Consider the following 14,706-nt stretch of genomic DNA (forward strand, 5'->3'; position numbering starts at 1 on the left):
TTATTCAAAATAGCCAGGGTGGGTCTTGTGAATATAGGCGATTGTTTTATCCAGTCGCGACAAGTGATGCCTAACCGATTTCTGGGCCTTTTCCACATCACCAGATGCCAACCCAGAGGCAATGTCACGGTGATCTTGCAGGATCGACTTTGCTTCGCTGTCTTTTTCCAGCCCAAGCATACACAGGCGTTCTACCTTTTGCTTGCACTCCAACATCACCTCAAAGGCGTTAGGGTTTCCGCCCAGAACATAGATCAATTTGTGAAAGTCATAGTCCAGCGCGTGAAACGTGGGCAGGTCATCATTCGCGATTGCATCTTCTTGCAGCTTTAGGTTTTCAGCAAGCTGCTCTTCTCGGGATGCATCCCAGATTTGGATGGCCGAATAGACAACTTCGAGTTCGACTGCCCGCCGAACAAGGCGCGCCAGCTCTAACCGATCCATCGAAAATCCGCGCACTTCGGTCGCTTTTTGAGGGCGAATGAGCAGAAGATCCTCGTTGCCTAATTTGGTAAATGCATTGCGTACCGGTTGGCGTGACACGCCAAAACGCCTAGCGACATCCGTCTCCGACAGCTTGGTACCGGGCAGAATTTCCAACGAAATAATCTGGTCGTGAAGCGTTTCATAGACCACATCGGTCGTTGTTCGTGTCTTTAGATCGTCCACGGAATTTTACGCTAGTCCTCTGATTTTAGTCTGTAATCAACTTGCAAAACCTGCGCCAAGAAACCGCAAACACACGGCATTACAACATCTTAGCTCAATTTACTCTGACGGGCTTCTTACAGTGTATGAAAGGCATTGTCACGGGGCCTGTCAAGGTTTCAACAAATTTTCAGGTTAGTTGTTGACACAACTTGGATACTAGTCTCCTTATTGAGGCATCAGTGATTCCGGCTCTGGGAGGAAGCAGGAAGTTTGATAACCTTCATCCTCCCGAAAAAGAAATGCAAGAACACTGTCCAGACAAACCGGGGAGGAGAACCCATGACTTTTACGAAATCGCTTTTCGCGACAGCTACAGCTGTTGCTCTTTTTGCAACCACCGCTTCTGCGGACAACTGGCGCGCGTGGAACATCCACAATGATGGCCACCCAAACACCGCCGCAATGGATAAATTTGCCGAGCTGGTGAAAGACGCCACAGGCGGCGAAGTTACCGTAGACGTATTCCACGGTGGTGTTCTTGGCTCGCAGCCAGACGCGCTTGAGCAGGTCCGCATCGGCGCCATCGAAGTTGGTAACTTTAACCTTGGTCCAATCGGCCCAATGGTAAAAGAAGCAAACCTTGTTTCCCTGCCCTTCATCTTTAAAAGCGTGCCACACATGTTCCGCGTTCTTGAAGGCGACGCTGGCAAGGTCGTTGGCGAAGCGATGGGCGAAGCAGGCGTTCTGCCATTGGCCTATTTTGACGCTGGCGCACGTTCTTTCTATAGCCAAAAGCCAATCAACTCACCAGCAGACGTTGCTGGCCTGAAGATCCGCGTCATGAACAACGATCTGTACACTTCCATGATTTCCGCAATGGGCGGCAACCCGTCCCCGATGGCATTCTCCGAAGTACAACAGGCGCTTAAGACTGGCGTTGTTGATGGTGCGGAAAACAACTTCCCATCCTTCAAAAACGTTGGCCACTACGAAGTGACAACACACTATTCTTTGTCCGAGCACCTGATCATTCCTGAGTGCATCTGCGTGAACACAACCAAGTTCAACGCCCTGAGCGCTGAATTGCAGGAAGCTGTTCGTGGCGCCGCTGTCGAGGCTGCTTTGTACCAGCGTGAACTCTGGGCCGTTGGCTCTGCCGAAGCGCGTACAGAAGTTGAAGCCGCTGGCATCAAGGTCAACGAAATCGCTGACAAAGGTCCTTTCCAATCCGCGATGGACTCGGTCTATGCTGACTATCTGGCTGCAAACCCAGATATGAAAGCGCTAGTCGAAATGGCCCAAGCGACTGAATAAGCTGCTTTAGTTTATCAAACAAAGAGCGTCCGGCTCCCATGGGATGCCGGACGTTTTTGTCTCGAAAGGGGACACTATGAGTGATCCAAACACAAAACCTAGATTTCTGCAGTTGATGGATCAGTTTCTGGACCTGCTCGCGCGTATCTGCGTCTTGCTGGCCGGTGTTGCCATCGTCTTTATGACCGCCATCTTTGCGTGGCTGGTTTTTGGCCGTTACGTTTTAAATGACACCCCAACATGGGTTGAGCAGGTCTCGCTCTTGCTGGTTATGGTCATTGCGTTTCTGGGTGCCGCCGCTGGCGTGCACAACCACACTCACCTTTCAGTTGTGATCTTTAGAAACATTGTCCCCTCTTGGGTGCGCACAATTTTCGTATTTGTCTCGGACGTTTTGCTGGCCGGTTTTGGCGCCATGATGTTCTGGTACGGGATCGAACTGACCAAATTCAAATGGGACACGCTTATCCCGCTGATCCAATGGTCCGAAGGGCTGCGTTCGCTGCCGATGACCATTAGCGGTGCCTTGCTGTTCTTGTTTGCAACCGGCCACCTTATCCGCCTGTTTATGGGCCGCGATGAGCGCCAAGATAATATAGATCAGGGCTAATCATGGGACTAATGGTTCTTCTTGGGGTTTTTGCCCTATGTGTTTTCATCGGGTCTCCTGTGGCCTATGCGCTTGGGATCTCGGCTTTGGCTGCCTTCTGGTATGAAGGTCTGCCCCTGTTTGTCGGCTTTCAGCGTATCGTTTCTGGGATCAACGTCTTTTCCCTGATGGCGATCCCGTTTTTCATCTTTGCGGGCGAATTGATGTTCCACGGCGGCATTGCCATGCGGCTGGTCAAATTTGCACAAGCAGCCGTTGGCGCGGTGCGCGGCGGCCTTGGCATTGTGAACGTGTTTTCCTCGATGTTGTTTGGCGGCATTTCGGGGTCGGCTATTGCTGACATCTCTGCTTTGGGTTCGATCCTGATCCCTGTGATGAAGGACAAAGGCTATGATGCCGACTATGCGGTGAACGTCACTGTGACCTCTTCGATTGCGGGCATTATCATTCCCCCCAGCCACAACATGATCATCTTCGCTTTGGCGACGGGTGGCGCGGTTTCGATTTCCAAACTGTTCTTGGCTGGTGTTGTTCCCGGTGTTCTGATGTGTTGCTGTCTGGCGATTGCGGCCTATGTGGTTGCCGTGAAACGCGGCTATCAGGCCGAGCAGTTCCCCGGCTGGACCGCCCTTGCCATCGCCTTTGTTGGGTCGATCCCTGGTTTGCTGACGGCTGTGATCATCGTTGGCGGTGTTCTGTCTGGTATCTTTACCGTGACCGAATCCGGTGCCTTTGGCGCGATGTATGCCTTTATCGTGACGCTGGTTGTTTACCGCAGCCTGTCATGGGAAGCCTTCAAGACAGCGGTGATTTCATCGGTTCGCACAACCTCTATGGTTATGATCCTGATCGCCTGTGCTGGTGCGTTTGCCTACATGCTGACGTTCAACCGCGTCCCAACCAAAACGGTCGAGTTCCTGTTGGGCATCACGGAAAACCCGATCCTGATTTTGCTGATGATCAACGCGGTTTTGCTGCTGCTTGGCATGATTATGGACATGGCTGCGCTGATCCTGATCTGCACACCGATCTTCCTGCCTGTGATGAACATGCTTGGCATTGATCCCCTGCAGTTCGGCATGATCCTTTTGGTGAACCTTGGCCTTGGCCTATGTACGCCACCTGTCGGGACCTGTCTGTTTGTCGGCTGTGCGGTTGGTAAGCTACCGATGGAGAAAGCTGTCAAAACGATCTGGCCTTTCTACCTCGCCATTTTCGCCGCGCTAATGTTGATCACATTTGTTCCTGCGATCTCCCTGACACTGCCTAACCTCATCATTGGGCAATAAGGTCTGGAGGACGCTGAAATGTTGACGATCAACAGACTAGATAGTGAAGATGCCAAGATCCTGATCGAAGGCGCACGTGCCAAGGCGCTAGAGATTGGTGTCGACATGTGTATCGCGGTGAATGACGAAGGCGGAAACCTGATCGCGTTTGAACGTATGGACGGGGGCAAGATCACCAGTATCGGTCTTGCCATCGACAAAGGCTTCACCGCGTCAGGCATTCAGAAAAGCACGCAAGCCTTGGGCGAGGTGAACCAACCCGGCAAACCCGCCCATGGCATTTCCTCGACTTTGGGGGGCCGTATGGTCGCCGTTGGCGGAGGCCTTCCGGTCTTTGCCGGTACTGATGTCATTGGCGGCATCGGTGTTAGTTCCGGCTCACCCTCACAAGATCACGACGTTGCCCAAGCTGGGGTCGACGCCTTTTCACAATATCAAAATAATAAAACATAGGAGTCGCACATGACGAACCCAACAATCGGATTTATCGGCCTTGGCCTCATGGGCAGCAAAATGGCTGAGTGTTTGCAAAAGAACGGCTTTGACCTTGTTGTTATGGGCCGCAACAAAACAGCCGTCGGTGAGACGGTTGCGCGCGGCGCTGTTGAAGTCGCCACGCCAAAAGAACTTGCCGCGGCAAGTGACATCGTGATGCTGTGCGTGACAACATCCGAAGTCGTCGAAAGCCTGATCTATGGGGATGACGGCATCCTCGCGGGGATCAAGGAAGGCGCTGTTGTCATCGATTACGGCACATCCATCCCTGCTTCCACGCAAAAAATCGGCGCCGATCTGGCCGCAAAAGGCGCAGGCATGCTGGACGCCCCTCTAGGCCGTTCGCCAATGCATGCGAAAGACGGCCTTTTGAACATCATGGCGGCAGGTGACATTGAAACCTATAACAAGGTCAAACCTGTTTTGGACGTTCAGGGTGAAAATGTTTTCCACCTTGGCGCGCTGGGTGCTGGGCACACAACCAAGCTGATCAACAACTTCATGGGCATGACAACCGCCTGCACCATGAGCCAAGCCTTTGCCGTGGCGCAAAAAGCAGGCATCGACGGGCAGCAGTTGTTTGACATTATGTCAGCAGGTCCGTCCAACTCTCCTTTCATGCAGTTCTGCAAGAACTACGCCGTTGACGGCGTGAGCGACCTTGGCTTCTCCATCAGCAACGCAAACAAAGACGTTAAGTACTTTGTTCAGATGATCCAAGACCTTGGCACAAGCTCAAAGATCGCTGAGGGCACCTCGGCCAGCCTTCAAGCTGCGCTAGACGCTGGTTTGGGTGACGGCAATGTTCCTGAAATCTTTGATATGTTTCTAAAGCAGGGCGCGAATTAATCGCGCCCTCTCCCCCGCAAAGCTAAACTTTTCAACCACAACAGTTTTCAAGGATCGAGCATGAAACTCGCAGGAAAAACCGCTATCGTAACAGGGGCCGGACGCGACATCGGTGCCGCAGCTGCCCTCAAACTGGCCTCGGAAGGGGCCAACGTCGCGATCAACTATTTTGCCAGCAGCACTGGCGCGGATGCGGTTGTGGCAGAGATCCAAAAGAACGGCGGAAAAGCATTTGCTTTGCAGGGGGACCTGACGCAGCAAGAAAGCGTGGATGCGCTGGTGTCCAAAACCATCGCGGAATTTGGCAGCATCGATGTTTTGGTGAACAATGCTGGCGGGTTGGTTGCCCGTAAGACAGTCGCGGAATCCACGCTGGAGCATTGGAAGTACGTGATGGACCTCAACCTCACCAGCAACTTTATGATGACCAACGCCTGCCTTGCACATATGAAAAGCGGCGCCATCGTGAACCTAGCCAGCCAAGCGGCCCGTGATGGCGGTGGCCCTGGTTCGGTGCCTTATGCCACGTCCAAAGGGGCCATCATGACCCTTACCCGTGGTCTGGCCAAAGAGCTGGGTCCAGACATCCGCGTCAACGGATTGTGCCCCGGTATGATCGACACGGATTTCCACAACATCCACACCCCAGATGCAGGGCGCCGCGGTTTTGAAGCTGCAGCACCGCTAAAACGTCAAGGGAACGTCGATGATGTTGCAAACCTTGTGTTGTTCCTTGCTTGTGATGACAGCGCCTTTATCACAGGCACCAATGTAGACCTCAACGGCGGCATGCTGTTCTCTTAACGGATTGGATTTACCTATGTCACAGTTTCCAGTTGTTCCAACGGGCGAACATGTCTCTCGTCAGGTTCTGTCGGATCACCCCGAGTTGATGGTTGTTGCCTTTCGGTTCGAAAATTCGGGCGCAATCGGCGCGCTGCACGATCATCCGCACGTACAATCAACCTACGTCAAAAGCGGCCGCTTCCGCTTTACCCTTGGTGATCGCGAACAGGAATTCGGCCCGGGCGATAGCTTTGTCATTCCCTCCAACCAAACCCATGGTTGCGTTTGCCTAGAGCCGGGAACCCTGATCGACAGCTTTACACCTCGCCGCGACGATTTCCTGTAACGACCATGCGAGTATTGGCGATTGGCGAATGCATGGCAGAACTTGCTCCTCTGGATCGTTCAGGGGAGTTCAAGATCGGCTATGCAGGCGATACATTTAACACCGCTTGGTATCTGGCGCAGATCGCGCCGGATATTGAGGTGGACTATCTCACCGCTGTTGGCGACGACACCATCTCACACGAGATGCGCAGCTTCATGCAAACCAGCGGCATCAACGTGACCCATGTGCAAGAGGTTTCTGGCGCAACTGTGGGGCTTTATCTGATCCACCTCTTGAACGGCGAGCGCAGCTTTTCCTATTGGCGGGGTCAATCAGCGGCAAAGCAATTGGCCTTGAACAGCGAAAAACTGGATCAGGCGATGGATCAGGCAGAGCTGATCTATTTTTCGGGCATCACCCTCGCCATCTTAGATGCGCAATCCCGCGAGAACCTCTTTTCCGCGCTTAAACGGGCGCGCAGCGCAGGCAAGACCATTGCCTTTGATACCAACCTGCGGCCTCGGCTGTGGGCCAGCGCGGATGAGATGACCGAGACGATCATGCATGCGGCTGCGCAATCTGACATCGCCCTGCCCTCGTTCGACGATGAGGCCGAATGGTTCGGCGATGACAGCCCCGAGGCGACATTGGATCGCTACGCCCAAATCGGTGTGAAACGCATCATCGTTAAAAACAACGACCGCCCTGTTGTGTATCTAGACCACGACCAGCGCGGTGAAATTCTGGTTCAACCCGCTGCAACCGTTGTTGATAGCACCGCAGCCGGAGACAGTTTCAATGCAGGCGCTATCGCAGGCATATTACAACGAAACAGCATGCCCGCAGGGATCACCGATGGCTGCCGCTTGGCCCGCTTTGTGGTGCAACACAAAGGCGCATTGGTGCAAGTCAGCGACGATGCACTGGAACCTCAATCGAGCTAACGAACAGGTCCGGCTTTGGTCGGGCCGTTTAGCTGGTTTCACGCCTATCTGTTGGAAACGTGATTAGCTGTTGAAGCCAAATCGATGCACATTCGATAAAAGCTTCCCCCGCAGGCGCCGCATCTAATGCCGTTGGTCGGAGAGGGACCGAAACGGCAAAGGATCCATCACTGTGTCACCAAATATGTCTTTCATCCGCGTATTATCCATCACCTCGCTTGTGCTGCTAGGCTGTGCAAGCACTAACGTGAGCCATGCCGAAACCTCGTCCTCTCTGCCCAGCTATGTCACCGAAGAGTTCGGCCATCCACCCCCAAGCATCACCGGCCCCCTTTCGCCAGAAATACATGCCGCGCTAGACACCGCGTTTATAAAAAGCGTCACTCTCCCCACTTGGGCGGAAAACGAAGAGCAGGCGCTGGACCAGATTGTCGCCTCAAAGGATTTGCGACTGGTTTGGCTGATCAGTGATTTGATGCGCTTTGCCGCCTCTCAACACCTGAACGAAAGCCTGACAGACGCGGCCTCGAAATTGATGGGGAAAGAGCTTAGCTATCAGAACAGTTGGGGTGTTGTGACGGACCATCTGATCGCTTGGGATGTCCCTGCCCCTCCGGATTATCTCAAATACAAACGCGGCATTTTCACGGGCATTGTACCGGGTTGGGATAACATCTTTGTCGAAGGTGATCTGGATTGGCGGGTGGTCTCATGGGGCGGGGTTCTGATAGACAATCGCGCCTATGATACCACCGACAACGGGTGCAACTGCATTCCTGCCGTGGACAACCCCGAGGTCAGCAGTGCCGAAGACGCGACATGGCTGAAAGACGATGACATTGTGTTTGGCATTGAAATCAACGGAGAAAGCCGCGCCTACCCGCGCCGCATCATGGAAGTCCGTGAGATGGTCAATGATACGTTGGGCGGCCGCGATCTGGGCATTCCCTATTGCACCCTATGTGGCGCCGCGCAGGCCTATTTCACCGATGGCCTACCAGCGGGGGTTGAGCGCCCGATTTTGCGGACATCTGGATTGCTGAGCCGATCAAACAAGGTGATGTATGACATCCAAACTTATTCGGTATTCGATACGTTTTTGGGGCATGCCGTTACTGGCCCGCTGGCCAAAAAGAAGCTTCAGCTAAAGCAGGCAACTGTGATCACATCCGATTGGGGAACATGGAAAAAAGAACACCCCGAAACGACAGTGATGCTCGAACGGTACGCCCTAGGGAGTGATCCCGATTTTAGAAATGGCCGCGATGCCAACGGTCCGATTTTCCCAATCGGTGATGTTGATCCCCGCCTCTCAGTGCATGAAGACGTCATTGGCGTTATCTCGGAATCGGGCAAACCCATCGCCTTTCAGCGCAGCACCGCCATCGCAGCCCTGCTGCGCGGAGACGAGATCACCTTTGAGAATATCCGCCTAGAGCTGAGAGCGGGCGGTGTGGCTGCCGTAGATGTGGATGGTTCCGAGCTGGGCAGTCACCAAGCGTTTTGGTTTGCTTGGTCCCAGTTTCATCCCAAAACCGAACTCTGGGCGGGATAACCGTAAACTATTGCTCACGCGCTCAGGATAACCTTGCCGCCAGCTGCGATGAATTCATCATGAATCTCGGCTGGCGGTGTCTGATCGGTGACCAACCGGTCAATCGCCCCCAAGGGGCAAACCTCGAAAGAGGCCAAAGCCCCCAGTTTGGATGAATCCGCCAAAACGGTAATCATCTCGGATTGCTCGATCATGGCGCGCGCGATTTGCGCTTCCTCGATATTATAGTCCATCGCGCCACTGCGCGCATCCATGGCGCCGATGGTCAGAAAAGCGTGATGTGCGCGAAAGGAACGGATATGGGTTACTGCCATGGTGCCAACAGTTTGACTGTTGTCCGCGCTGAACTCACCCCCCAGTAAAAACGCCCGATTGTTCGTTTTTGCGCTAGACATAATGCGCGCAATTTCGGTCGAGTTTGTAACCACCGTCAATCCAGAAATCTGGGCAATGGCCTCGGCAAAATATAGTGTTGTTGACCCTGTATCGACGAATAGGGTTTCGCCAGGCTCAACCAGAGATGCGGCTGCTTTGGCGATTTCTATCTTTGCCCCGACATTTTCAGAAAGCCGTTGTTTAAAGGGCCCCTCGCCCATCACCCGTGGCATTCTGGCGCCGCCGTGGACCTTTAATATCTTCCCTGCCTCAGAAAGCTGGGTCAAATCACGGCGGATGGTTTCGCGTGATATGGACAAATGCGCGGCCAGGTCCTCAACCGAGGCTTTGCCATTGCGACGGATCATATCAATGATTTGGGTTTGCCGCTTCTCAACTTTCATCTACCGCACCTATATTGACCGAGTTTGTCAAAATGACTACCAATTCAGTCATTCCCGATTCCGATTATAGGATATCCATTGGCACAGGCCCAACTGAAATCGCAGCCAAAGACCACAGCAGCCCTGTCTGATGAGGTCTTTGATGTCGCGGTGATCGGCGCTGGTGTTGTCGGCTGTGCAATGGCGCGCCGATTTACATTAGAAGGCGCAAAAGTCGCGGTGATCGAAAAGGCGACTGACATCCTTGATGGGGCCAGCAAAGCAAACAGCGCCATCCTGCATACTGGGTTTGATGCGCCTGTTGGCTCGCTTGAATTGGACTGTATTCGCAAAGGCTATGCCGAATATGAAACGATCATGGGCGATCTGGGTTTGGTGCAAGAAAAATGCGGTGCCTTTGTTGTTGCTTGGACGCAGGCCCAGATGAACAGCCTGACGGCGATCGAAAAACAGGCCAAGGATAACGGCATTTCCGATGTCAGCCTGATTGACGCAGATGCCTTGCAACAGGTCGAACCGAACCTAAGCAATCGTGCCATAGCTGCCCTAAAAGTCCCCCAAGAAAGCATCGTTGACCCATGGTCTGCTCCTTATGTTTATCTGCGTCAGGCGCTAGAGAACGGCGCGCAGGTTTTCCTATCTAGCGCCGTAAATAGTGGCACCTTTGACGGGCAGAACTGGCTGCTTGAAACGGATCGGGGACGATTGCGCACTGGCTTGGTGATCAATTGTGCAGGCCTTTATGGCGATATATTGGATAAGGATCTGCTGGGCCAATCGGATTTCCACATAACGCCCCGTAAAGGCCAGTTTGTCGTGTATGATAAGGCAGCCAGCGGATTGCTGAATTCAATCATCCTGCCTGTCCCGACAGAGACAACCAAAGGCGTGGTCCTTTTCCGAACCGTATTCGGGAACCTCGTTGTTGGCCCCACCGCTGAGGATCAAACCAGCCGAAAAGACGCCTCGACCGACGAACAAGCGTTAAAGGCCTTGATGCGCGAAGGCGAAGACAAGCTACCTGAACTGGCGAATATGCCAGTCACTGCGGTTTATGCCGGATTACGCCCCGCCTCCGAGCGAAAAGAATACCGCATTACCCCAAGACCCGAAAAGAATTGGATCACCGTTGGCGGCATCCGTTCCACAGGGTTAAGCGCAGCGCTGGGAATCGCCCGCCACGTCTACGAGCTTTACCAAAATATGGGGGCGACACATCGCGCGATTTCTGACCCTAAAACACCAAAGGCCAACGTATTGGCCCAATCCGGCCAACGTGATTGGCGCGCCGCAGGGCATGGCGAAATCGCCTGCCATTGTGAATTGGTCACCAACCGAGAGATTAAAGCAGCCCTGAAAGGGCCCTTGGCGGCTAAATCACTGGCGGGTTTAAAACGCCAAACCCGCGCCACGATGGGCAGATGTCAGGGGTTCTATTGCTCTGCGCGGCTTGCCGAACTCACCGCGGGCAAGCTGGATCCGCCGATATCGCAAGAGATCGATGATGCGTAGCCGCTCCTTGGGCGAGGCCCATTCAATTGATGTGGCGTTGATTGGTGCTGGTCCATCAGGTTTGGCTGCGGCGACCGCGCTAAAAGAGGCAGGCGTTGAGCGGGTTGTAGTATTAGAACGTGAACCACAGGCTGGCGGCATTCCGCGCCATTGCGGCCACCCGCCGTTTGGCATGCGCGAATTCAAACAGGTGCTTACAGGGCCAGCCTATGCTGCGCGGCTTGTCAAAACGGCGCTAGACGCTGGCGTGGAAATATACACGGGCACCACAGTTACCGAGGCCCTCCCAAACGGCGTTCTATCCGTTGCGACAACAGACGGGCTGCATCAGATTTCGGCGTCGCGGATCATCTATGCCACAGGGATGCGCGAAACACCTAGATCAGCCCGCCTGATTTCGGGCGCGCGGGTTCAGGGGGTACTGAACACCGGCGCACTTCAATCCATGGTTTACCTGAAACACCGCCGCCCCTTTTCCAACCCAGTCATCATAGGGTCTGAATTGGTCGCCTTTTCTGCCATCATGACCTGCCGCCACGCGGGCATTCGCCCCATCGCGATGATCGAGGCCAATCCAAAGATATCGGCCCCTTGGCCTTGCGCGTTTTATCCTAGGTTTTTGGGCGTCCGCCTTTTGACCCAAACGCGGCTGGTACAGATTAACGGCGACAAAACCGTTGAAGGGGTCACAATCGCGGGCCCCGACGGGCAGACAAAACAAATCGCTTGCGATGGCGTGATTTTGAGTGGAGACTTCACTCCTGAAGCCGCTTTAGCCCGCAGTGGTCACCTTGAGATCGACTTGGCAACTGGCGGTCCTCATGTTGACCAATGGAGCCAATGTTCTGACCCCACATATTTCGCCACTGGCAATCTGTTGCCTCCGATCAAAACCGCCGGAAAAAGCTGGGCCGAAGGCCGCAAGATCGGCCAACAAGTGGCGCAAGAGCTGGTCAAACAAAGCCGAAGGGCACATGCGCCATCGAACCGTTAACGCCTAAATACCCAGCCAATATGCCTAATTTTTAATATTACTTACGAATTTCGAAAACCAAGGGGGGAAACAAGATCGAATTACCAGCCTCATCGCTACAAAAATGCATTGCTAGAACAACAACAAAAACTGTCGCGAGAGTGTTACAACTTTCGACCAAGCTGACGTTTGGCGAAACTATACAACTTTTGGTCTTTGCCGACCACCAACAGCATTGAGAGGAATAAAACCATGAAAAACAAAACGAATTTAACCCGCCGCGCGGTGTTGAAATCAGGCGCCATCGCGGGCGTTGGTGCGCTTGCCAGCCCTGCTCTTGTGTCCAAAGCTTTTGCCTCATCCGGTGAATTGACGCTGATGGATTGGTCTGATTACTGGCCCGAAGATATGCTGGCAAAATTCACCGATGAGACCGGCATCAAGGTTAACTATATCGGCATCGGCTCGAACGAAGAGCTGATTAACAAGATGAAAGCCTCGCAAGGGTCTGGCGCCGATTTGCTGGGGCCAACAAATAACCGCTCGCTTCAGTGGGGGCCGCTGGACCTGCTACAGCCCTTTGACATGAGCCGCATTCCAATCGACGCCGCCAACCCTGCGATGGTTAAAATTGGCCCAGATGCATGGGATTTTGACGGCAAAGGCGTGACGTGGATTCCCCACATCTGGGGTACCGAAGGTATGGCATGGCGCGTTGACAAATGGGCGCCTCAATCCGCTGATGGCTTGCCCAGCTACGGCGAAATCTGGAGCGAGGAAAACGCCGGTAAAACCATGATCCGTGCGCACTCAGGGATGCTTTGTGCTGGTCTGTATATGGAAGCCTCGGGTCAGATGGATCCTGGCTCTGTTTGGGCGGCCTATGAATCCGAAGAAAACATGCGCAAGACATGGGCCATGATCACCGATTGGTGCATCGCCCGCAAAGGCAACCTGAAACTGATCTGGAACGATGCAGATAGCCAGAAAAACGGCCTGCTAAATGATGGTGTCGTTGTTGGTCAAACATGGGATGGCCCACCGCTGGCACTGAAAACAGCGGGTGAGCCTGTAACCTATCAAGCCCCAGCCGAGGGCGCGATGGCTTGGGTTGATGGTTTGTCCTTGGCCAAAGGTGCCAAGAACATTGATCAGGCCTATGAGCTGATCAAATTCGCCTTTGACCCAGCAAACGCTGGCCCCGCGATTGATAAGCACGGGTATAACTCGCCGATTTTGGGCGCGGATAAACTGGCAGGCGAGGCATATGCCAAGAACTTTGCCGAAGCCTATCCAGGTGACGCATTGGGCAATCTGAACGCATGGCCAGCCGAAGCGCCATGGTATGCCGATGTGCGGACCGAGTTCGTGAACAAGTTCCAAAGCGCCTAATCCGCTGGCAACAAGAAACCCTGTTCGGCTGCTGTGATGGTGGCCGGACAAACCTGTGGCAAAGGCCACATTCGGGGTCAATCCAGAACCCGATCCAGAAATAACGAAGGAAATCCACCATGAGTTCGGGTGTTGCGGTTGATCTAGAAAATATCTCGATCCGGTTTGGCGATTTCACCGCTGTGAAAGATGCAAATGTGGCGATCAACGGGGGCGATTTCTTTTCGTTTCTTGGGCCATCAGGATGCGGCAAAACCACAATCCTGCGCGCTGTTTCGGGGTTTCTGGAACCCAGCCAAGGCACCGTGCGTATTGGCGGCAAAGACATGGCTGGCATAGGGCCAAACAAACGCCCCACCGCTTTGATCTTTCAAAACCTCGCCCTATTCCCCCTGATGAAGGTGTGGGAAAACATCGCCTTTTCGATGGAAGTTGCCGGAGCCAGCGCTGGTGAACGGCGCAAACGTGCGGATGAGTTGCTGGACATGATCGCGTTGGAAGGCCAAGGCGACAAACTGCCCAGCGAGCTTTCGGGAGGTCAAAAACAGCGGGTTGCGATTGCCCGTGCCCTCTGTGCCAATCCCGATGTGTTGTTGCTGGATGAACCCCTCTCTGCGCTGGATCTAAAGCTGCGTCAGCATATGCGGACCGAATTGAGAGAAATTCAAAAGCGGGTCGGCATCACCTTTATTTACATCACCCATGATCAGGGTGAGGCCCTGACCATGTCTGACAATGTGGCCGTGATGAAAGCTGGCGTGATCGATCAAATCGATAGCGGCCTGAACATCTATGACCACCCCTCAACGCCTTTCGTTGCCTCCTTTGTAGGCGAGAACAATGTCTTTCGCGGCAAGGTGAAAGAGATAAAGGGCAACGAGGCGCTGATCAGCACCCGCCGCTCGGGCGAGTTGTTGTCGCGGATCACCCCTGCCCAAATGGGCAAATTATCCGTAGGGGATGAGGCGATGATGTTCATCCGCCCCGAGGCGCTTCAGCTTGGCCCTGCGCGGGCTGGCAATACGACCGTTACAGCCAAAGTTGTAAATGAAGAATTCGAAGGCAATACGTTTAGCGTTTTCCTTGAGGGTGACGGTGGCAAAACGATAAAAATGTCGGTGCCCAATACGGGACAGAACAACATTTCTGCCAGCGGTCAGAACCTTTCCCTGAATTATGACGCTGCAAATGCTGTTGCCATGCCTGCGGGCGAATTGGCCTCGGAATGA

At 53.8% G+C, this 14,706-nt stretch carries 15 protein-coding genes; 13 read left to right on the forward strand and 2 right to left on the reverse strand.

The genetic code is table 11. From position 1 onward, the window contains the following. On the reverse strand, positions 1-669 hold the full coding sequence (locus Z948_RS0103650) for a GntR family transcriptional regulator (RefSeq protein WP_025058219.1): 669 nt from the start codon (positions 667-669) through the stop codon (positions 1-3). 321 nt (positions 670-990) lie between these two features. Between Z948_RS0103650 and Z948_RS0103655 the strand changes: the two genes are divergently transcribed. From Z948_RS0103655 to Z948_RS0103695, 9 genes are all read left to right on the forward strand, one after another. Then, on the forward strand, positions 991-1,965 hold the full coding sequence (locus Z948_RS0103655) for a TRAP transporter substrate-binding protein (protein ID WP_025058220.1): 975 nt from the start codon (positions 991-993) through the stop codon (positions 1,963-1,965). Positions 1,966-2,041: 76 nt separating this feature from the next. After that, positions 2,042-2,575, forward strand: coding sequence for a TRAP transporter small permease (locus tag Z948_RS17795; protein ID WP_025058221.1), 534 nt, complete (start codon positions 2,042-2,044; stop codon positions 2,573-2,575). Positions 2,576-2,577: 2 nt separating this feature from the next. Continuing rightward, on the forward strand, positions 2,578-3,864 hold the full coding sequence (locus Z948_RS0103665) for a TRAP transporter large permease (RefSeq protein ID WP_025058222.1): 1,287 nt from the start codon (positions 2,578-2,580) through the stop codon (positions 3,862-3,864). A gap of 18 nt (positions 3,865-3,882) precedes the next feature. After that, entirely contained in the window at positions 3,883-4,317 is a 435-nt protein-coding gene (locus Z948_RS0103670) for a GlcG/HbpS family heme-binding protein (RefSeq protein WP_025058223.1), read from the forward strand. Positions 4,318-4,326: 9 nt separating this feature from the next. Then, positions 4,327-5,208, forward strand: a complete 882-nt coding sequence (locus tag Z948_RS0103675; RefSeq protein ID WP_025058224.1) for an NAD(P)-dependent oxidoreductase — start codon at positions 4,327-4,329, stop codon at positions 5,206-5,208. Positions 5,209-5,268: 60 nt separating this feature from the next. Further along, positions 5,269-6,012, forward strand: a complete 744-nt coding sequence (locus Z948_RS0103680; RefSeq protein WP_025058225.1) for an SDR family NAD(P)-dependent oxidoreductase — start codon at positions 5,269-5,271, stop codon at positions 6,010-6,012. A gap of 16 nt (positions 6,013-6,028) precedes the next feature. Then, a complete protein-coding gene (locus Z948_RS0103685; RefSeq protein WP_025058226.1) occupies positions 6,029-6,340 on the forward strand; it encodes a cupin domain-containing protein in 312 nt (103 codons plus the stop codon). Between the two features lie 5 nt (positions 6,341-6,345). After that, entirely contained in the window at positions 6,346-7,266 is a 921-nt protein-coding gene (locus Z948_RS0103690) for a sugar kinase (protein ID WP_025058227.1), read from the forward strand. Between the two features lie 172 nt (positions 7,267-7,438). Beyond that, on the forward strand, positions 7,439-8,821 hold the full coding sequence (locus Z948_RS0103695; RefSeq protein WP_245604548.1) for a DUF3179 domain-containing (seleno)protein: 1,383 nt from the start codon (positions 7,439-7,441) through the stop codon (positions 8,819-8,821). Between the two features lie 14 nt (positions 8,822-8,835). On the opposite strand, the gene Z948_RS0103700 is transcribed toward Z948_RS0103695, so the two are convergent. After that, the gene (locus Z948_RS0103700; protein ID WP_025058229.1) at positions 8,836-9,600 is read right to left on the reverse strand and encodes a DeoR/GlpR family DNA-binding transcription regulator; all 765 of its coding nucleotides are present in this window, start codon (positions 9,598-9,600) and stop codon (positions 8,836-8,838) included. A 78-nt stretch (positions 9,601-9,678) separates the two neighbouring features. Between Z948_RS0103700 and Z948_RS0103705 the strand changes: the two genes are divergently transcribed. The 4 genes from Z948_RS0103705 (at position 9,679) to Z948_RS0103720 (ending at position 14,706) form a co-directional block, all read left to right on the forward strand. Then, entirely contained in the window at positions 9,679-11,112 is a 1,434-nt protein-coding gene (locus Z948_RS0103705; protein ID WP_025058230.1) for an NAD(P)/FAD-dependent oxidoreductase, read from the forward strand. Further along, on the forward strand, positions 11,102-12,106 hold the full coding sequence (locus tag Z948_RS17800; protein WP_081784022.1) for an NAD(P)/FAD-dependent oxidoreductase: 1,005 nt from the start codon (positions 11,102-11,104) through the stop codon (positions 12,104-12,106). The genes Z948_RS0103705 and Z948_RS17800 overlap by 11 nt, the downstream gene beginning before the upstream one ends. Positions 12,107-12,337: 231 nt before the next feature. Continuing rightward, positions 12,338-13,477 carry an extracellular solute-binding protein gene (locus Z948_RS0103715; RefSeq protein WP_025058231.1) on the forward strand — a complete coding sequence of 380 codons (1,140 nt, stop codon included), beginning with the start codon at positions 12,338-12,340 and terminating at the stop codon, positions 13,475-13,477. A 119-nt stretch (positions 13,478-13,596) separates the two neighbouring features. Then, a complete protein-coding gene (locus Z948_RS0103720; protein ID WP_025058232.1) occupies positions 13,597-14,706 on the forward strand; it encodes an ABC transporter ATP-binding protein in 1,110 nt (369 codons plus the stop codon).

It is taken from the genome of Sulfitobacter donghicola DSW-25 = KCTC 12864 = JCM 14565 (assembly GCF_000622405.1).
Lineage (GTDB): Bacteria > Pseudomonadota > Alphaproteobacteria > Rhodobacterales > Rhodobacteraceae > Sulfitobacter > Sulfitobacter donghicola.